This is a genomic window from Escherichia sp. KTE96, from assembly GCF_000408525.1.
GTDB classification, from domain to species: domain Bacteria; phylum Pseudomonadota; class Gammaproteobacteria; order Enterobacterales; family Enterobacteriaceae; genus Escherichia; species Escherichia marmotae.
The window spans coordinates 362879-381263 of the sequence record NZ_KE137146.1 but is presented as its reverse complement, the minus strand read 5'-3'; the positions used below and the strand labels follow the sequence as shown (position 1 = coordinate 381263).

Annotated in this window: 18 protein-coding genes; 10 read left to right on the top strand and 8 right to left on the bottom strand. The window is 52.0% G+C overall.

The window, feature by feature from the left end; genetic code table 11:
* Nucleotides 1–19: 19 nt before the first annotated feature.
* The 7 genes from menF (at nucleotide 20) to pmrD (ending at nucleotide 7391) form a co-directional block, all read left to right on the top strand.
* Nucleotides 20–1315 (top strand): isochorismate synthase MenF, encoded by a 1296-nt coding sequence (menF, locus tag A1WG_RS19495; protein WP_001516773.1) that lies wholly within the window; start codon nucleotides 20–22, stop codon nucleotides 1313–1315.
* Between the two features lie 88 nt (nucleotides 1316–1403).
* Entirely contained in the window at nucleotides 1404–3074 is a 1671-nt protein-coding gene (menD, locus tag A1WG_RS19500; RefSeq protein WP_000116403.1) for a 2-succinyl-5-enolpyruvyl-6-hydroxy-3-cyclohexene-1-carboxylic-acid synthase, read from the top strand.
* Nucleotides 3071–3829, top strand: coding sequence for a 2-succinyl-6-hydroxy-2,4-cyclohexadiene-1-carboxylate synthase (gene menH, locus A1WG_RS19505; protein WP_001516772.1), 759 nt, complete (start codon nucleotides 3071–3073; stop codon nucleotides 3827–3829). Before menD ends, menH begins: the two co-directional genes overlap by 4 nt.
* A 14-nt stretch (nucleotides 3830–3843) precedes the next feature.
* Nucleotides 3844–4701, top strand: coding sequence for a 1,4-dihydroxy-2-naphthoyl-CoA synthase (gene menB / locus A1WG_RS19510; RefSeq protein ID WP_000640000.1), 858 nt, complete (start codon nucleotides 3844–3846; stop codon nucleotides 4699–4701).
* On the top strand, nucleotides 4701–5663 hold the full coding sequence (menC, locus tag A1WG_RS19515; protein ID WP_001255642.1) for an o-succinylbenzoate synthase: 963 nt from the start codon (nucleotides 4701–4703) through the stop codon (nucleotides 5661–5663). Before menB ends, menC begins: the two co-directional genes overlap by 1 nt.
* Nucleotides 5660–7015: an o-succinylbenzoate--CoA ligase gene (gene menE / locus A1WG_RS19520; RefSeq protein ID WP_001516770.1), complete on the top strand. Its 1356-nt coding sequence runs from the start codon at nucleotides 5660–5662 to the stop codon at nucleotides 7013–7015. The genes menC and menE overlap by 4 nt, the downstream gene beginning before the upstream one ends.
* 109 nt (nucleotides 7016–7124) lie before the next feature.
* Nucleotides 7125–7391 carry a signal transduction protein PmrD gene (gene pmrD, locus A1WG_RS19525; protein WP_001516769.1) on the top strand — a complete coding sequence of 89 codons (267 nt, stop codon included), beginning with the start codon at nucleotides 7125–7127 and terminating at the stop codon, nucleotides 7389–7391.
* Here pmrD and arnF read toward each other — a convergent pair.
* From arnF to arnB, 7 genes are read right to left on the bottom strand one after another with little or no spacing between them, the layout of a single operon-like run.
* On the bottom strand, nucleotides 7385–7771 hold the full coding sequence (gene arnF, locus A1WG_RS19530; protein WP_000523874.1) for a 4-amino-4-deoxy-L-arabinose-phosphoundecaprenol flippase subunit ArnF: 387 nt from the start codon (nucleotides 7769–7771) through the stop codon (nucleotides 7385–7387). The two genes, pmrD and arnF, sit on opposite strands and share 7 nt — an antisense overlap.
* The gene (arnE, locus tag A1WG_RS19535; RefSeq protein ID WP_000638004.1) at nucleotides 7771–8106 is read right to left on the bottom strand and encodes a 4-amino-4-deoxy-L-arabinose-phosphoundecaprenol flippase subunit ArnE; all 336 of its coding nucleotides are present in this window, start codon (nucleotides 8104–8106) and stop codon (nucleotides 7771–7773) included. Before arnE ends, arnF begins: the two co-directional genes overlap by 1 nt.
* Nucleotides 8103–9755 (bottom strand): lipid IV(A) 4-amino-4-deoxy-L-arabinosyltransferase, encoded by a 1653-nt coding sequence (gene arnT / locus A1WG_RS19540; RefSeq protein WP_001516768.1) that lies wholly within the window; start codon nucleotides 9753–9755, stop codon nucleotides 8103–8105. The genes arnE and arnT overlap by 4 nt, the downstream gene beginning before the upstream one ends.
* Complete coding sequence (arnD, locus tag A1WG_RS19545; protein WP_000598503.1) at nucleotides 9752–10645, bottom strand: 4-deoxy-4-formamido-L-arabinose-phosphoundecaprenol deformylase; 894 nt, start codon at nucleotides 10643–10645, stop codon at nucleotides 9752–9754. The genes arnT and arnD overlap by 4 nt, the downstream gene beginning before the upstream one ends.
* A gap of 2 nt (nucleotides 10646–10647) precedes the next feature.
* Nucleotides 10648–12624: a bifunctional UDP-4-amino-4-deoxy-L-arabinose formyltransferase/UDP-glucuronic acid oxidase ArnA gene (arnA, locus tag A1WG_RS19550; protein WP_000649097.1), complete on the bottom strand. Its 1977-nt coding sequence runs from the start codon at nucleotides 12622–12624 to the stop codon at nucleotides 10648–10650.
* On the bottom strand, nucleotides 12624–13592 hold the full coding sequence (gene arnC / locus A1WG_RS19555) for an undecaprenyl-phosphate 4-deoxy-4-formamido-L-arabinose transferase (RefSeq protein WP_000459655.1): 969 nt from the start codon (nucleotides 13590–13592) through the stop codon (nucleotides 12624–12626). The genes arnA and arnC overlap by 1 nt, the downstream gene beginning before the upstream one ends.
* A gap of 3 nt (nucleotides 13593–13595) precedes the next feature.
* Nucleotides 13596–14735 carry a UDP-4-amino-4-deoxy-L-arabinose aminotransferase gene (gene arnB, locus A1WG_RS19560; protein WP_001516764.1) on the bottom strand — a complete coding sequence of 380 codons (1140 nt, stop codon included), beginning with the start codon at nucleotides 14733–14735 and terminating at the stop codon, nucleotides 13596–13598.
* A gap of 314 nt (nucleotides 14736–15049) precedes the next feature.
* Here arnB and ais point away from each other — a divergent pair, with 314 nt between their 5' ends.
* A complete protein-coding gene (gene ais, locus A1WG_RS19565) occupies nucleotides 15050–15652 on the top strand; it encodes a lipopolysaccharide core heptose(II)-phosphate phosphatase Ais (RefSeq protein ID WP_001516763.1) in 603 nt (200 codons plus the stop codon).
* Nucleotides 15653–15691: 39 nt separating this feature from the next.
* On the opposite strand, the gene nudI is transcribed toward ais, so the two are convergent.
* The gene (nudI, locus tag A1WG_RS19570) at nucleotides 15692–16117 is read right to left on the bottom strand and encodes a nucleoside triphosphatase NudI (protein WP_001516762.1); all 426 of its coding nucleotides are present in this window, start codon (nucleotides 16115–16117) and stop codon (nucleotides 15692–15694) included.
* A gap of 277 nt (nucleotides 16118–16394) precedes the next feature.
* On the opposite strand from nudI, the gene A1WG_RS19575 reads away from it, so the two are divergent.
* Both A1WG_RS19575 and A1WG_RS19580 read left to right on the top strand, forming a co-directional pair.
* Entirely contained in the window at nucleotides 16395–16937 is a 543-nt protein-coding gene (locus tag A1WG_RS19575; protein WP_001516761.1) for a YfaZ family outer membrane protein, read from the top strand.
* 99 nt (nucleotides 16938–17036) lie between these two features.
* A complete protein-coding gene (locus A1WG_RS19580; protein WP_000921652.1) occupies nucleotides 17037–18239 on the top strand; it encodes a nicotinamide mononucleotide deamidase-related protein YfaY in 1203 nt (400 codons plus the stop codon).
* The last annotated feature ends 146 nt before the right edge of the window (nucleotides 18240–18385 follow it).

Sequence of the window (18385 nt, the reverse complement as noted above, 5' to 3'; positions counted from 1 at the left end):
TTAACAGGGAGAGGTCCGCGTGCAATCACTTACTACGGCGCTGGGAAATCTACTGCGCCATTTGTCGCAAGAGATTCCGGCGACACCCGGCATTCGGGTTTTCGATGTTCCTTTCCCCCTTAATGACGCTTTTGATGCTTTAAGCTGGTTGGCCAGTCAGCAAACGTATCCGCAATTCTACTGGCAACAACGTAATGGTGATGAAGAGGCCGCGGTGCTGGGCGCGATTGCCAGCTTTACGTCGTTGGACCAGGCACAACGTTTTCTTCGTCAGTACCCGGAACATCCCGACTTACGCATTTGGGGGCTGAATGCGTTTGACCCGTCACAAGGTCATTTACTTTTGCCGCGTCTGGAATGGCGGCGCTGTGCGGGAAAAGCGAGCTTTCGCCTGACCCTTTTCAGCGAAACGTCCCTTCAGAATGACGCAAATCAGGCAAAAGAATTCATTACTACACTGGCGAATACCAAACCGTTGCCCGCGTTGCATTTAACCACTCCACAAGAAAACCACTGGCCAGACAAATCGGGCTGGACGCGGTTAATTAAACTGGCGACCGACACCATTGCGGAAGGTGAGCTGGATAAAGTCGTACTGGCGCGGGCGACAGATCTGCATTTTGCAAGTCCGGTCAATGCGGCGGCAATGATGGCTGCCAGCCGTCGACTGAATCTTAACTGTTACCATTTCTACATGGGCTTTGATGGCGAAAGCGCATTTCTCGGCTCAACGCCTGAGCGACTATGGCGGCGGCGTGACAAAGCGCTGCGCACTGAAGCCCTTGCCGGAACGGTGGCAAATCACCCCGACGATAAACAGGCGCAGCGGTTGGCCGAGTGGCTGATGGCGGATGATAAAAACCAACGTGAAAACATGCTGGTGGTGGAAGATATCTGCCAGCGATTACAGTCTGATACCCAGACACTGGATATTTTGCCGCCGCAGGTACTTCGCCTGCGAAAAGTACAACATCTGCGTCGCTGCATCTGGACTTCACTCAATAAAGCAGATGACGAGGTTTGCTTGCATCAGTTGCAGCCAACGGCAGCCGTAGCAGGCTTACCGCGCGATCTGGCGCGGCAGTTTATCGCGCAACACGAACCGTTTACCCGTGAATGGTACGCTGGCTCTGCGGGTTATCTTTCTCTACAACAAAGTGAATTCTGCGTTTCCCTGCGCTCGGCAAAAATCAGTGACAATGTAGTGCGTCTGTATGCCGGAGCAGGTATTGTCCGTGGCTCAGATCCCGAGCAAGAGTGGCAGGAAATCGACAACAAAGCGGCAGGACTGCGGACTTTATTACAAATGGAATAGTAATGAGTCGCATCATTATCGATTCATATCAATAATCTAATTTTGTAGCTCTCTATACTTAGCCGCAATATTGATACCGGACAAACTCATGTCAGTAAGCGCATTTAACCGACGCTGGGCGGCGGTCATTCTGGAAGCATTAACACGTCACGGCGTCAGACACGTCTGCATTGCCCCTGGCTCTCGTTCTACGCCATTAACTCTGGCGGCAGCGGAAAATTCCGCATTCATTCATCACACCCATTTTGATGAGCGTGGGCTGGGACATCTGGCGCTGGGGCTGGCGAAGGTCAGCAAACAGCCGGTGGCGGTGATTGTGACCTCCGGCACGGCGGTAGCGAATCTCTATCCGGCGCTGATTGAGGCTGGGTTAACTGGAGAAAAACTGATCCTGTTAACCGCCGATCGTCCTCCGGAACTGATTGATTGCGGTGCGAATCAGGCGATTCGCCAGCCGGGTATGTTCGCTTCTCATCCCACGCATAGCATTTCACTACCACGCCCGACCCAGGATATTCCTGCGCGTTGGCTGGTTTCCACCATCGATCACGCTTTAGGTACGCTGCATACGGGGGGAGTCCATATCAACTGCCCGTTTGCCGAACCGCTGTATGGCGAGATGGACGACACGGGGCTGGCGTGGCAACAACGCCTGGGCGACTGGTGGCAGGATGATAAACCGTGGCTGCGTGAAGCCCCTCGGCTGGAGAGCGAAAAACAGCGCGACTGGTTCTTCTGGCGGCAAAAGCGCGGCGTGGTGGTTGCGGGGCGCATGAGTGCGGAAGAGGGCAAAAAAGTTGCCCAGTGGGCGCAAACTCTTGGCTGGCCGCTGATTGGCGACGTGCTGTCGCAAACCGGGCAACCGCTGCCGTGTGCCGACTTGTGGTTAGGTAATGCTAAAGCGATTGGCGAGTTACAGCAGGCGCAGATTGTGATCCAGGTGGGTAGTAGCCTGACCGGAAAACGGTTACTGCAATGGCAGGCGAATTGTGAACCGGAAGAATACTGGATTGTTGATAACATCGAAGGGCGACTCGACCCGGCGCATCACCGTGGACGTCGGCTGATTGCCAATATTACCGACTGGCTGGAGTTGCATCCGGCTGAAAAACGTCAGCCCTGGTGCGTGGAGATCCCGCGTCTGGCTGAACAGGCGATGCAGGCAGTTGTTACCCGTCGCGATGCATTTGGCGAAGCGCAACTGGCGCACCGCATCAGCGAATACCTACCGGAACAGGGGCAACTGTTTGTCGGTAACAGCCTGGTGGTGCGTTTGATCGACGCACTCTCGCAACTTCCGGCAGGTTACCCGGTTTACAGCAACCGTGGAGCCAGCGGTATTGACGGTCTGATCTCGACCGCCGCTGGCGTTCAGCGGGCGAGCGGTAAACCGACACTGGCGATTGTTGGCGATCTCTCGGCGCTTTACGACCTGAACGCGCTGGCCTTGTTGCGCCAGGTTTCCGCGCCGCTGGTATTAATTGTGGTGAACAATAACGGCGGGCAAATCTTCTCGCTACTTCCCACACCAAAAAGCGAGCGTGAGCGTTTTTATTTAATGCCACAGAACGTTCATTTTGAGCACGCTGCCGCCATGTTCGAACTGAAATATCATCGCCCGCAAAACTGGGATGAGTTTGAATCGGCTCTGGCTGGCGCATGGCGCACCCCGACCACCACCGTGATTGAAATGGTCGTTAACGATACTGATGGTGCGCAAACACTCCAGCAGTTGCTGGCGCAGGTAAGCCATTTATGATCCTGCATGCGCAGGCAAAACACGGCAAGCCAGGTTTACCCTGGCTGGTTTTTCTGCACGGTTTTTCCGGAGATTGCCGCGAATGGCAGGAAGTGGGCGAGGCGTTTACGGACTACTCGCGATTGTATGTGGATCTCCCCGGACACGGCGGTTCAATGGCTATCAGCGTTGATGGTTTTGCTGATGTCACCGATTTGCTGCATAACACCCTTATTAGTTACAACATACTAAATTACTGGCTGGTGGGATACTCCCTCGGTGGACGCGTGGCGATGATGGCGGCTTGTCAGGGGATGCCGGGGATTGGTGGGGTGATTGTCGAAGGCGGGCATCCAGGGCTGCAAAGTGCTGAACAACGTGCAGAACGTCAGCTTTCCGATCACCGCTGGGCGCAGCGTTTTCGCTCAGAACCGTTAACCGCGGTATTTACCGACTGGTATCAACAGCCTGTTTTTGCCTCGCTCAACGATGAGCAACGCCGGGAGCTGGTGGCACTGCGCAGCAACAATAACGGTGTAACTCTTGCCGCCATGCTGGAGGCTACTTCTCTCGCCGTCCAGCCTGATTTACGTGCTAACCTTAGCGCCCGCACATTTACGTTTTATTATTTATGTGGTGAACGTGACAGCAAATTCCGCGCTCTGGCAGCGGAACTGGCTGCCGACTGCCATGTCATTCCTCGCGCCGGACATAACGCGCACCGGGAAAATCCCGCTGGCGTAATCGCAAGTCTGGCGCAGATCTTGCGTTTCTGACTAAAGGACACAATATGATTTATCCTGATGAAGCAATGCTTTACGCACCGGTTGAATGGCACGACTGTTCCGAAGGTTTCGAGGACATTCGTTATGAAAAATCCACCGACGGTATCGCAAAAATCACCATTAATCGTCCGCAGGTGCGCAATGCCTTCCGTCCTCTGACGGTAAAAGAGATGATCCAGGCGCTGGCGGATGCGCGTTATGACGATAACATCGGCGTAATTATTCTGACTGGCGCAGGCGATAAAGCATTCTGCTCTGGCGGCGATCAGAAAGTGCGCGGCGACTACGGCGGCTATAAAGATGACTCCGGCGTACATCACCTGAACGTGCTGGACTTCCAGCGTCAGATCCGTACCTGTCCGAAACCGGTTGTCGCGATGGTTGCAGGTTACTCCATCGGCGGCGGTCATGTTCTACATATGATGTGCGACCTGACCATTGCGGCTGAAAACGCTATTTTCGGTCAGACTGGTCCGAAAGTTGGTTCCTTCGACGGTGGCTGGGGCGCTTCTTATATGGCTCGCATTGTCGGGCAGAAAAAAGCGCGTGAAATCTGGTTCCTGTGCCGTCAGTACGACGCCAAACAGGCGCTGGATATGGGCCTTGTGAACACCGTTGTACCGCTGGCGGATCTGGAAAAAGAAACCGTCCGCTGGTGTCGCGAAATGCTGCAAAACAGCCCAATGGCACTGCGCTGCCTGAAAGCCGCGCTGAATGCTGACTGTGATGGTCAGGCGGGGCTGCAGGAGCTGGCAGGTAACGCCACCATGCTGTTCTACATGACGGAAGAAGGTCAGGAAGGTCGTAACGCTTTCAACCAGAAACGTCAGCCTGATTTCAGCAAATTCAAACGGAATCCGTAATGCGTAGCGCGCAGGTATACCGCTGGCAGATCCCCATGGACGCGGGGGTGGTTCTGCGCGACAGGCGGTTAAAAACCCGCGACGGGCTGTATGTTTGCCTGCGTGAGGGCGAGCGTGAAGGGTGGGGAGAGATCTCCCCACTGCCGGGTTTCAGTCAGGAAACCTGGGAAGAAGCGCAGAGCGTGCTGCTTTCCTGGGTAAATAACTGGCTGGCAGGTGATTGCGAGCTACCGCAGATGCCTTCCGTCGCCTTTGGTGTGAGCTGTGCGCTGGCGGAGCTTACTGATGCGTTGCCGCAGGCAGCCAATTACCGTGCAGCGCCGCTGTGTAATGGCGATCCCGACGACCTGATCCTCAAACTTGCCGATATGCCTGGTGAGAAAGTGGCGAAGGTCAAAGTGGGATTGTACGAAGCGGTGCGCGACGGCATGGTGGTGAATCTGTTGCTGGAAGCGGTTCCGGATCTGCATTTGCGTCTTGACGCAAATCGCGCCTGGACGCCGCTGAAGGGTCAGCAGTTTGCGAAATACGTCAACCCTGATTACCGCGACCGCATCGCCTTCCTTGAAGAACCGTGCAAAACCCGTGATGATTCGCGCGCGTTTGCCCGTGAAACCGGCATCGCTATTGCCTGGGATGAAAGTCTGCGTGAGGCGGATTTTGCCTTTGTGGCAGAAGAAGGGGTTCGGGCTGTGGTTATCAAGCCCACGCTAACCGGTAGCCTGGAGAAAGTGCGTGAACAGGTGCAGGCAGCCCACGCGCTGGGGCTGACGGCGGTGATCAGTTCTTCCATCGAGTCGAGTTTAGGTTTAACGCAACTGGCGCGGGTTGCCGCCTGGTTAACGCCCGACACTATTCCGGGGCTGGATACGCTGGATCTGATGCAGGCGCAGCAGGTTCGTCGCTGGCCGGGTAGCCCGCTGCCGTTAGTGGAAGTGGATGCACTGGAGCGGCTGCTATGATCTTCTCTGACTGGCCGTGGCGTCACTGGCGGCAAGTGCGGGGAGAAGCCATTGCCTTGCGTCTCAATAACGAGCAACTCAACTGGCGCGAGCTTTGTAGTCGCGTCGATGAGTTGGCTTCGGGTTTTGTGGCGCAGGGTGTGGTTGCAGGCAGCGGGGTGATGTTGCGGGCATGGAATACACCGCAAACGCTGCTCGTCTGGCTGGCGCTACTACAATGTGGGGCGCGAGTTCTGCCCGTAAACCCACAGCTTCCGCAACCGTTGCTTGAGGAATTGTTGCCCAATCTTACTCTGCAATTCGCGTTGGTGCCGGAAGGAGAAAACACGTTTCCGGCGTTAACTTCGCTGCAAATTCAGGTAGGAGAAGGCGCATACGTTGCCTCGTGGCAGCCGCAGCGTTTGTGCTCCATGACCTTAACTTCTGGTTCCACCGGTTTGCCGAAAGCCGCTGTCCATACCTGCCAGGCACACCTTGCCAGTGCGCAAGGTGTGTTATCGCTGATCCCCTTTGGTGAGCACGATGACTGGTTGCTCTCTTTGCCGCTGTTTCATGTTTCCGGTCAGGGGATTTTGTGGCGCTGGTTATACGCTGGCGCGCGGATGACGGTACGCGACAAACAACCGCTGGAACAAATGCTGGCAGGCTGTACTCACGCCTCGCTGGTGCCGACGCAGCTCTGGCGATTGCTGGTAAATCGCAGTTCGGTTTCCCTGAAAGCGGTGTTGCTTGGCGGCGCGGCAATTCCGGTCGAACTGACGGAGCAGGCACGCGGGCAGGGCATTCGTTGCTTTTGCGGCTATGGCCTGACAGAGTTCGCCTCTACGGTGTGTGCGAAAGAAGCCGACGGTCTGGCTGATGTCGGTTTTCCGTTGCCGGGGCGGGAAGTCAAAATCGTCAAGGATGAAGTATGGCTACGGGCTGCCAGCATGGCGGAGGGTTACTGGCGGAACGGACAACTGGTGCCGCTGGTCAATGATGAAGGCTGGTACGCTACCCGCGATCGTGGTGAGCTGCATAATGGCAAGCTGACTATTGTCGGGCGCTTAGACAACCTGTTCTTTAGCGGCGGCGAAGGTATTCAGCCAGAAGAGGTGGAGCGGGTTATTGCTGCGCATCCGGCGGTTTTGCAGGTATTTATCGTTCCCGTTGCAGACAAGGAGTTTGGTCATCGACCGGTAGCCGTTGTGGAGTATGACCAGCAAAGTGTTGATCTTAGCGAATGGGTGAAAGACAAGCTGGCGCGTTTTCAGCAACCAGTGCGTTGGCTTATGCTGCCGCCAGAGTTGAAAAACGGTGGTATTAAGATTTCACGCCAGGCGTTAAAAGTGTGGGTTCAACGCCAGCAGTAATGGAGCATCCGTTTCACTCCTCATTTTTGCCATTCCATTGCCGTTGATAAAGAGTTTATCTGTTAATCTGTAAATTAATGTGAAAGTTCTTATTAAACAGGATGGTGCAATGGAATGGCTGGTCAAAAAATCGTGCAGTGATAAGCAAGATAACAGACACATACTGAAGCTTTGTGATGCTGGCGGCACGATAAGAATGATTGCTGAAGTGCAAACTGACTTTAGCGTTAAATCAGGTGACCTGCTTTCTCCTCTACAGGATGCGCTTTATTGCATTAACCGGGAAAAGCAGCACACGGTGAAAGTCCTCTCGGCAAGCAGTTATAGTCCTGATGAGTGGGAACGACAGTGTAAATCTGGTGAAAAACATCAGTAACGTTGTTTTGCAATCGGCATGAAAATCAGCGTTAATCCGCACATAATACAGGCTACGCCCAGCATAGCCTTCAGCGAAAAAGTTCCTTCCCAGCCGGGAAGTATCATTGATGCAATCCATACCAGTACATAACTTACACTCAGTAAGGCGTAGGCTTTGCTGAGTGCCAGTTGATGTAACGCTTTATACCAGCAAAAAACGGAGATCAGATAACCAACCAGGCCGACAACCAGCATTCGGGCACCGAAATCAAAAGCAAAAAGCGCTGCGATAAAATCCCATAATTGCGTCATCGGCGGCAGATGACTCGCCGCATAACCCAGACTTAATTGTGCAGCGGAAGCAATAATGACGCTGAATAATCCCCACATCAGGCCCATTACACCGTACTCCCCAGGATCACAATGCCGCCAATAATGAATGCCACCCCACACCAGTGGCGAAAAGACACCGGTTCGTGCCACAGTTTTATTGCTGCCAGCGTCACCCAGACAAAATTCAGGCTCAACATCGGGTAGGCAATGCCTACCGGCACGTTCTGTAATACCAGTAGCCAGAGTGCCATTGCCAGCCCGAGGCACACCAATGCCAGCGTCAGCCACAGTGCAATATGTTTGCGCCGTTTACTTACCGCCACAAAGCGAGTTGCCTGTTTCTGGCAGAGTTGCCCGGCTACGCTAAGCAGGCTGGCAAAGACTAAAATCAGCCAGATCATTTGGGGCGATACTGAATGAGCACCAGACGCCCCTGATGATCGACGGCATCTGCAGGTGGAATGGCGAGACGGTTGATATCCTCATCGTGGTCAACCGAAAGCACGAGTGTAATAATCCCCTCCTGTCGATGCTGATTTAGCCATTTGGCAAAATCATCGCCGCTGACAAATCTGCTTTTCGCATCCGGGTAATTAAGACCATATTTCAATTCACCCGTCTGGCGATACATGATGATGTCGTCGCGTTGCAGGCTCCATGCCAGACCAGCGGCAACACCGACGCTATCAGTAAGAATATAGCGGCTCGGCTGGAGTGACTCTTGCGTCATCTCAACAAAAAACTGCGGGTGTTTCCCTTCCATGACTCTGTCGGGGATCGCAAATCCCACGAGCAACGCCAGCCCCAACGGACAAAGCGCCGCAAAGGGCCAGTTTTTTTCCACATTCGTTAAGGTGTACCAACCGAAAAATGCCCACAGCGAAAAAATCGACCAGGAACAAAAGACCTTATAGATTTCGAAAGTCTGCCAGACAGGCGTGCCCATTGGTCCCCAGGGCGAAACAACAAACGTGGCAATAATGCCAGTGACGCCAAAAGCGATGTTAATCCAGCCATTAATCCGCAGCGCCAGAGGATTATTTTTTGCTGCCAGCAAAGCGTAATGCACCATCAGCATTGCCAGAGGCGCAAAGCAGGAGAGAATATAGGTCGGTAATTTACCTTTGGCGACAGAGAAAAACAGCAGCGGCATCACCGCCCAGCTCAAGAGATAGACGGTTGCGGAATGACGACGGTTTTTCCAGCTTGCGCGCAGCGCGCCGGGGAGCAATCCCAGCCACGGCAGGCTACCGGCAATGATGACAGGTAAGTAGTACCAGAACGGGGCTTTATGTTGGGCATCATCCATCGCAAAGCGTTGAACATGTTCAACCCAGAAAAAGTAATGCCAGAAGTCAGGCTCCCGTTGTGCTATTGCCAGCCCCCAGGGAAGAACAGTCAGTACGCAACTGGCAACAGCCAGTCCGCCGTAAATAAGGAGATCTTTCCAGCGTTTTTGCATGGCTACCCACGGCAGCACGCTCAATACCGGTACGGCGAGGGCGAGAAAACCTTTAGTCATCACCCCCATGCCGCAGGTTAACCCCAGCAGTAAAAATCCCGCGCTTTTGCCTTTCCAGGTTTGCGCGTCCATTGCCAGCCAGAAGCTGCACATTCCCGCCATCAGCCAGAATGCAATGAATGGGTCGAGCACCGCATAAGTGCCGATGGCGTAGACAATAAACAGCGAGAGATAAACCACTGCGGCGAGTAGTGCCAGACGCTTATCGTGCCATAAACGCAGAGAAAACCAGGCCACCAGCGCGGCGGTTAACAGGGTCGCAAAGATAACGCCTGCCCGCACACCAACGTTATTCGCGCCAAACAGCCATTGCCCAATACTGTTGATCCAGTATCCGGCAATGGGTTTTTCGAAATAGCGTAGCCCTAACAGATGGGGCACAATCCAGTCGCCGGAGGCCAGCATTTCCCGACTGATTTCCGCATAACGCGTTTCATCGGGTTGCCAGAGCAGACGATAATTAATCGGCAAGAGATAATAGACAGTGATAAACGCAAAGAATGCTGCGTAATAGCGAACAGATTTCATGGACGAGTTCCCGCAGCTTGTTGGCAACCGAGCCAGCCTTCACGTCCGGCAATACTTCCGCGGACAACTTGCCCGAGTGGCAAAGTCTCTGATAACAACTCGCTTAAAGGGCAAAACGTAATACCTGCACAGGCGGCACGTTTCAGAAGATCGACAAAATAATGCTGATAAGTGCAGCCTTCGACTTCTGCATGAATGGTATAAACCGGCGTCCCTTTCTCTCGCAGGATGCGGTTGAGCAGCCAGCCGTTAAAATCTTCCGCTTTCACATCCCGGCCAATGACTTCATCCCAGGTGGGTAACGTCACCGGGATTTGTGCTGTACCCGGTTTTCCTGATTCGAGCAACGGACGAAACGGCATTACTCCGCGACAATCGCTGTTGTAGCGCAAATGGAACGCTTCTTTTGCCTCAATCACCTGTTGATCGGCTCGCCAGCCAGCGGCGGCGGAACAGGTTATCGGTTGGCCAATAATCTCTTCCAGTGTGTGAAGACCACGCGCGATATCGTTCACCATCGTTTGCCGATCCCAGCTACCGCTATGGGCTTGCCAGGCGTGGTGATCCCAGGCGTGCAGGCCAACTTCGTGGTGTTTAGCCGCTTCACGAATGATGTCGGCATTGGCGTGGCCAATCTCTTTTCCTGGCCATGCAGTGCCTGCCAGCAGAATATCCCAGCCATAAAGCGACGCTGCGTTTGATCGCAACATCTTCATCAAAAACTGCGGCTTCACCAGCCGCCAGAGATGACGGCCCATATTGTCGGGGCCGACGCTGAAAAAAATGCTGGCCTGAATATTATGCTGACTCAAGATTTCCAGCAGACGCGGCACGCCTTCGCGGGTGCCGCGAAAGGTATCAACATCAATGCGTAAGCCCACTTTGATCATGATTATTTATCCGTAAGATCGACAGTGCGCAGGAAGAAATCCAGCGTCTCATCGATGGTTTCCTGCATATCAATTTTCGGTTCCCAATCCAGGCAGCGGCGGGCATTGCGGATGCCAGGCTTACGATGTGCCACGTCCTGATATCCTTTACCGTAGTAGCTGCTACTTTCGACGATGCGAAAGCCTGCAAACGGTGGGAAGTGATGGCGTAGAGGATGTTTTTCAAAGCTTGCCAGTAGCATCTGGCCCAGTTCTTCAATGCTCGCTTCGTTATCGGGGTTGCCGATATTAATAATCTCGCCATCACAGCGATTTCCCGTGTTTTCGATAATGCGAAACAGTGCTTCGATGCCGTCCCGAATATCAGTAAAGCAGCGTTTTTGTTTTCCGCCATCAATCAGCTTAATTGGCGATCCTTCTACCAGGTTTAGAATGAGTTGTGTAATGGCGCGCGAACTGCCAATTCGCGCTGCATTAAGGTTATCCAGCCGTGGCCCCATCCAGTTAAACGGCCGGAAGAGGGTAAACTGCAATCCTTCTTTTTCGCCGTACGCCCAAATCACCCGGTCAAGCAATTGTTTTGATACCGAATAAATCCAGCGCGGTTTATTCACCGGCCCGACGATCAAATTAGAATGGTCTTCGTCGAAATATTTATCATTACACATCCCGTAAACTTCCGAGGTCGACGGGAAGATAATTCGCTTACGGTACTTCACGCAGTAACGGATAATGCGCAGATTCTCTTCAAAATCGAGTTCAAATACGCGCAGCGGGTTGCGGGTATACTCAATCGGTGTGGCAATCGCCACCAGCGGCAATACGACATCACATTTTTTGACGTGGTACTCAATCCATTCAGAATGAATGCTGATATCACCTTCGACAAAGTGAAAATGCGGATGATTAAGGAAACGACTAATGGCGTCGCTGCCGATATCCAACCCGTAGACTTCATAATGATCTTCGCGCAGCAGGCGTTCTGTCAGATGGTTGCCAATAAAGCCATTCACCCCGAGGATCAACACCCGGGTACGGCGTCGGGCGGTGCAAACAGGTTGACTGTTAAGTCTTGAACCTTCAACCAGCCCTAGCGTCTGGGCTAATTGCGAACCTTGCATAGTAATTCCATCGCCCGCCTGTCCGGTGACAATTTCCAGCGCACCATCGCCACAGGCAATTAACAGCGGTGCAGCAGAAATCACGCTCCCCGGTTGTGCTGTGGACGCATGAGAATGCACGCGTGACGACCAGACGGTGAATTTCTGATTGCCTACATAGCTGAAGGCGCCAGGCCACGGATCGGCAACGGCACGCACCATGTTATGCAGTACGGATGCCGGTTTGTGCCATTCAAGGACGCTGTCATCTGGCGTTCTGCGACCAAAACAGGTGGCTTCGTTCTCGCGCTGGGCGATTTCCAGAATATTACCGTGTTTAATGGCGGGTAACGTCTGTTCCAGCAACTGACGCGCGGCGTAGCACAATTTATGATGCAGCGTAATGGCGATATCGTCCGGTGCAATGGCAACGCGTAGCTGGGCAACAATGGCTCCGGCATCGGCACGTTTCACCATCCGATGCAACGTAACGCCAGTTTCCGTTTCACCGTTCACCAGTACCCAGTTCAGTGGCGCGCGGCCGCGATATTTCGGTAACAGCGAACCATGCAGATTAAACGCGCCAGTGGGGGCAAGTTGCAAAATCTCGTCGCTGATCAAATGGCGATAATAAAAAGAGAAAATCACATCAGGTGACAGTTGGGCAATGCGTTCCACCCACAGAGGATGATTAACGTTATCCGGCGCGTAAACCGGAATCCCTCTTTCCGCCGCCAGGCGAGCGACCGAACCATAAAATGCTTTTTCGCCAGGATTATCGGTATGAGTAAAAATGGCGCTAATTTCGTAACCGGCAGCCAGCAAGGCTTCAATACCCAGGCAACCCATATCGTGATAGGCAAAAACGACGGCTTTCATTATTCATTTTCCTTGCTGGATGGACGGATAACTTGCTGCACAAAATAGCGGGGGCGGGCGCGGACATCGGTGTAGATCCGGCCAATATATTCACCGAGTAATCCCATGCCGATAAACTGAGCGCCAATAAAGGTAAACAGTACGGCAAACAGCATAAAGACGCCTTCTGCCGCCCACTGCGGTCCGAACGTCAGGCGTAAAATCACCAGTAGTACCGCAATGCTAAAACCACCAATCGCAATAATGCTGCCAAGCAGACTAAGCATACGTAACGGTGTGGTCGTGAGGCAGGTCACCAGGTCGTACATCAAATTAATCAGGCGCATAAAGCTGTATTTTGATTCGCCAAACTCACGCTCGGCATGGTGTACCGGAATTTCAATGGCGCGGCGGGCGAAGATATTCGCCAGAATCGGAATAAAGGTGCTGCGTTCATGGCAGTGCAACATGGCATCGACAATATGACGACGATAAGCGCGCAGCATACAGCCGTAGTCGCCCATCGCTTTGCCGGTGGTGCGCTGGATCAGTCGGTTAATCATCTTCGAGGCAGTTTTACGAAACCAGGTGTCCTGGCGGTTCTGGCGCACAGTCCCTACCACGTCGTAACCTTCATCGGCTTTTTCCACCAGGTGGGGGATCTCTTCTGGCGGATTCTGGAGATCGGCATCAAGAGTAATGATTAAGTCGCCGGTAACGTGACTGAAACCCGCCATAATTGCCGAATGTTGTCCGTAATTGCGGTTAAGCAAAATAGACACAATATGGCTGCCCTCTGCTTGTGAGGCATCGACCAGCATTTGCGCAGAATTGTCGTTACTGCCGTCATCAACCAGCAGTATTTCATACTCTTTGCCCAGCAATTCACAGGCTGCGGTGGTGCGCCTGATTAATTCCGGTAAACTTTCCTGCTCGTTATAAACGGGAATAACCACCGAGACTTTCTTAACAGGGTGGATGTCAAACATGGCTTATTGTCCTGCGAGTTGCTGAAGGGCTGTGATGACGCGGTCGGCATCGGCGGTGGTCATATCCGGGAAAAGCGGCAACGAACAGATGCGTTCGCTATTCCATTCGGTATTCGGTAACGACAGCGTGGGAAAACGCTCACGATAATATTTTTGCGTGTGAGCTGCGCGGAAATGTAACCCAGTGCCAATGCCTCTTTCTTTCAGTGCTTCCATCAACGCATCGCGGCTGATATCACAACGTTGTTCATCAACACGAATAATAAACAGATGCCAGGCGTGAACATGTGGCCATGTGGGAAGCTTCAGAGGCTGGAAGGGTAGATCCACCAGTGCTTGTTGATATTGCAGGGCAATTTCTCGACGACGGGTATTTAGTTGCTCTAATTTATTCAACTGCGTCAGAGCAATCGCGGCGTTAATATCGGTCAGATTGTACTTATAGCCTGGTGTTAATACTTCAGCCTGCGGTGCGCGACCCCATGTTTTTCGGTCGTATGCATCGACACCCAGACCATGAAATTTCAACATGCGTAACTGGCGAGCGAGATTTTCGTCATCAGTAACGACTAATCCACCTTCCGCACAGGTAATATTTTTGATGGCGTGAAATGAAAAAATAGCGGTGCCCTTCGCGCCAATATGTTGACCTTTGTAATTTGTACCGACGGCATGGGCGGCATCTTCAATGACTGCGATATCGTAGCGTTCACCAATGGCGCGAATGGCGTCAATATCTGCCGGCGCTCCGGCATAATGCACCGGGATGATCGCTTTGGTACGAGGCGTAATGGCCGCTTCGATCGCTTCAGGCGTGACCATCAGCGTATCGCGATCAACGTCCACCATCACCGGTGTTGCGCCCAACAGGGAGATCATATTGAGAGTTGAAACCCAGGTCATGGAGGGAGTAATGACTTCATCATCAACACCAACCCCCAGCGCCATCAGCGTGATGTGCATTCCGGCAGTGGCTGAACTGACTGCGATGGCATGCTGATTTCCCGTTAACAGGCAAAAGGCTTGTTCAAGTGCCTGATTCTTCGGACCGGTAGTGATCCATCCTGATTCGAGAACTTCTTTAACCGCGGCGAGTTCTTCCACACCCATTGCCGGACGTGAAAAAGGCAAAAAGTCTGACATGGTTTTTCCTTCGGTCATTGAATATCTTTCCCAGTTATTCGCTAATATTTGTCATAGGGAGCGTTATGTCTATTTTGCCATTTGGAGTGAAATTCTAAGGTTAGAATATTAATTTAACCTTAAGGAATAAATATAAGACTTAAATATTATTTTTTTTGTTTTTTCATCTTATTCGGGCTTTTAATTTGACAAAATTTAAGGCATTTTGCGTGCGCCGTAATGTTTTAATTTATCCCGCCACTATTTACCGATGAAAATGACGTTTGTTTTCACGGCCATTTAGTTGGCTACGCTTGTCTATAGGTGGAGCTTACGTGTTAGCTTTTTGTCAGGCTTCGTTGAAGTCTAAAAAATATATCTTCATTTTACTGGTGCTTGTGGCGATTGTGGGGCTGGGTACACATGCTGCCTGGAGCAGTAATGGTTTGCCACGTATCGACAATAGAACGCTGGCCAGATTAGCGCAGCAGCACCCGGTTGTGGTTCTGTTTCGCCATGCGGAACGCTGCGACCGTTCCTCCAATCACTGCTTGTCAGATAAAACAGGCATTACGGTGAAAGGTACTCAGGATGCCCGTGAACTGGGCAAAGCTTTCAGCGCGGACATCCCTAATTTCGATCTTTATTCCAGTAATACCGTTCGGACTATTCAATCAGCGAGCTGGTTTTCTGCTGGAAAAAAACTGACGGTAGATAAACGATTTCTACAATGTAGAAATGAGATTTATAGCACAATTAAGGAGTTACAAAGCAAAGCACCAGATAAAAATATCGTTATTTTCACCCATAACCATTGTCTGACCTATATCGCTAAAGATAAACGTAACGTGACATTTAAACCAGATTATCTGGATGGGCTGGTAATGCATGTGGAAAAAGGCAACGTTTTACTGGATGGTGAATTTGCTAATCGCTGATATTTTTAATATGACAGCCAATAATGGCTGTCATTACTGTTACATCAGACCTTTCAAACGTAATGTTTTTTTGGTGGCGACATTCAAATCATAGTGCGCAAGATCTTCAGGTTTTACCCATGCATAGTCCTGAAACTCTTCGTTAATTTTTACTTCACGGTTGGCAGAGACGCAGTCAAAGATTAGGTAAATCATATAAATCTCTTCCTTGCGACCATCTGCGTAGGTCTTGATGCGGATATCATCACTGAAGGTCCATGGTGTGATGTCAGTAAGAATCAGTTGTTCGCCCAGCTCTTCTCTGATTTCACGACGTAATGCTTCTTCAATACGCTCACCGGGCTCTACGCCGCCACCAGACAGCGCCCATTGTCCGGGGAAAACGCCGCGATCGTCGGCCATTTTACACAGCAGATAAGCACCATCATTTTGAATTAAGGGACAAACGATAGTCCGTTGTCGCATGGGAATATTCCTTACCATCGAAAATAAAATAAAAGAATACGGCAATGGACAAACAGGTGAAAGTAGCATTTGTCTTTTGGGTGATGATAGCCACGATGATTATTTGGCTGGCAATCAATTTTTGATGGCTGCTTTTTCTGCACTTAATTATTCAAGAAGTATTTAGTTACAATAAGTTAGCAGATCGCTTTTTTCACGCATTGAATCCTCTGCGTCAGGCAGTACAATCCCGCAGCTTTGGGGACTTTTAATTATCTTCTTGCGGGAAAAGGTAAAAATGAAAAAATTGGCGCTGCCAGTTCTGGCTGGAATGCTATTGGTTTCTGCATCGGCAAATGCGATGAGTATCAGCGGTCAGGCGGGAAAAGAATATACCAATATTGGTGTTGGTTTCGGTACTGAATCGACCGGTCTGGCATTAAGCGGTAACTGGACACATAACGATGACGACGGTGACGTCGCGGGCGTTGGTCTGGGATTGAATCTGCCGCTGGGTCCGCTAATGGCAACCGTGGGTGGTAAAGGCGTTTATACCAACCCGAACGACGGTGATGAAGGTTATGCCGCGGCGGTAGGCGGTGGCTTGCAGTGGCAAATTGGCGATAGCTTCCGTTTGTTTGGCGAGTATTACTACTCTCCGGATTCGCTCTCCAGCGGTATTAAAAGTTATGAAGAAGCGAATGCAGGCGCGCGTTACACTATTATGCGTCCAGTCAGCATTGAGGCGGGCTACCGCTATCTGAATCTGTCGGGTAAAGACGGCCACCGCGACAACGCGGTGGCTGACGGCCCTTATGTCGGGGTTAACGCCAGCTTCTGATGCCTTTCGGCGCGGCGTTCTGCCGCGCCATTCAGTTTCTTTCTACGCCTTATCTCCCTTTGCGTTATAGTGATTCGATAACAAAAGCAGGAGATAACCATGTTAAAAGTGGAAATGTTATCCACAGGGGATGAAGTGTTACACGGGCAAATCGTTGACACTAACGCTGCCTGGCTGGCTGATTTTTTCTTTCATCAGGGGTTGCCATTATCTCGCCGTAATACGGTGGGCGATAACCTTGAGGATTTAGTCACCATTCTGCGTGAACGTAGCCAGCACGCCGATGTGCTGATCGTCAACGGTGGTCTGGGGCCGACCAGCGATGATTTAAGCGCACTGGCCGCTGCGACAGCAAAAGGTGAGGGATTAGTTCTTCATGAAGCCTGGCTGCAAGAGATGGAACGCTATTTCCGCGAACGTGGGCGCGTGATGGCGCCGAGTAACCGCAAACAGGCGGAGCTGCCAGCCAGTGCTGAATTTATCAATAATCCGGTTGGCACGGCCTGTGGTTTTGCTGTGCAACTTAACCGTTGCCTGATGTTCTTTACCCCAGGCGTGCCTTCGGAATTTAAAGTGATGGTGGAGCATGAAATTCTGCCGCGCCTGCGTGAGCGTTTTTCCTTACCGCAGCCACCGGTTTGCCTGCGTTTGACTACCTTTGGTCGTTCAGAAAGCGATCTGGCGCAAAGCCTGGACACGTTGCAACTGCCGCCGGGCGTAACGATGGGCTATCGCTCTTCCATGCCGATTATCGAATTGAAACTCACCGGACCGGCAAGCGAGCTACAGGCGATGGAAAAACTATGGCAGGACGTTAAACGCGTCGCCGGACAGAGCATGATTTTTGAAGGCACCGAAGGACTACCTGCGCAGATCAGCCGGGAATTGCAACGTCGCCAGTTCAGTCTGACGTTGAGCGAGCAATTCACCGGTGGTTTATTGGCATTGCAACTTTCTCGTGCTGGTGCGCCATTACTGGCGTGTGAAGTCGTGCCTTCACAGGAAGAAACACTGGCGCAAACCGCACACTGGATAACTGAACGACGAGCCAAACATTTCGCCGGGCTGGCACTGGCCATTTCTGGCCTGGAAGATGGGTATCTCAACTTTGCGTTGGCCACGCCGGATGGCACTTTTGCTCTGCGCGTACATTTCAGCACTACGCGCTACAGTCTGGCTATTCGTCAGGAAGTGTGTGCAATGATGGCACTCAATATGCTGCGTCGCTGGCTGAACGGTCAGGACATTGCCAGCGAGCATGGCTGGATTGAGGTTGTTGAATCTATGACCCTAACTGCCTGAGCAGCCACTCCGTGCCGGTTTACTACACCGGCACACTTCTCTCCCGCAAAGGTTGTCCAACCTGTTGTACTCAATAAGAAAAAATCCGTGCGCTAATTCACAAATTTGTGCGTAATTCCTCCAGTCCTCTGGACGAGGAGTGGGAT

Excerpts from the sequence above, each read along its gene's own strand:
- arnC (WP_000459655.1), bottom strand. The coding sequence starts at position 13,592 with ATGTTTGACATCCACCCTGTTAAGAAAGTCTCGGTGGTTATTCCCGTT.
- menC (WP_001255642.1), top strand. The coding sequence starts at position 4,701 with ATGCGTAGCGCGCAGGTATACCGCTGGCAGATCCCCATGGACGCGGGG.
- arnT (WP_001516768.1), bottom strand. The coding sequence starts at position 9,755 with ATGAAATCTGTTCGCTATTACGCAGCATTCTTTGCGTTTATCACTGTC.
- arnE (WP_000638004.1), bottom strand. The coding sequence starts at position 8,106 with ATGATCTGGCTGATTTTAGTCTTTGCCAGCCTGCTTAGCGTAGCCGGG.
- menE (WP_001516770.1), top strand. The coding sequence starts at position 5,660 with ATGATCTTCTCTGACTGGCCGTGGCGTCACTGGCGGCAAGTGCGGGGA.
- A1WG_RS19575 (WP_001516761.1), top strand. The coding sequence starts at position 16,395 with ATGAAAAAATTGGCGCTGCCAGTTCTGGCTGGAATGCTATTGGTTTCT.
- arnF (WP_000523874.1), bottom strand. The coding sequence starts at position 7,771 with ATGGGCCTGATGTGGGGATTATTCAGCGTCATTATTGCTTCCGCTGCA.
- A1WG_RS19580 (WP_000921652.1), top strand. The coding sequence starts at position 17,037 with ATGTTAAAAGTGGAAATGTTATCCACAGGGGATGAAGTGTTACACGGG.
- menD (WP_000116403.1), top strand. The coding sequence starts at position 1,404 with ATGTCAGTAAGCGCATTTAACCGACGCTGGGCGGCGGTCATTCTGGAA.
- arnD (WP_000598503.1), bottom strand. The coding sequence starts at position 10,645 with ATGATCAAAGTGGGCTTACGCATTGATGTTGATACCTTTCGCGGCACC.
- menB (WP_000640000.1), top strand. The coding sequence starts at position 3,844 with ATGATTTATCCTGATGAAGCAATGCTTTACGCACCGGTTGAATGGCAC.
- arnA (WP_000649097.1), bottom strand. The coding sequence starts at position 12,624 with ATGAAAGCCGTCGTTTTTGCCTATCACGATATGGGTTGCCTGGGTATT.
- menH (WP_001516772.1), top strand. The coding sequence starts at position 3,071 with ATGATCCTGCATGCGCAGGCAAAACACGGCAAGCCAGGTTTACCCTGG.
- pmrD (WP_001516769.1), top strand. The coding sequence starts at position 7,125 with ATGGAATGGCTGGTCAAAAAATCGTGCAGTGATAAGCAAGATAACAGA.
- nudI (WP_001516762.1), bottom strand. The coding sequence starts at position 16,117 with ATGCGACAACGGACTATCGTTTGTCCCTTAATTCAAAATGATGGTGCT.
- arnB (WP_001516764.1), bottom strand. The coding sequence starts at position 14,735 with ATGTCAGACTTTTTGCCTTTTTCACGTCCGGCAATGGGTGTGGAAGAA.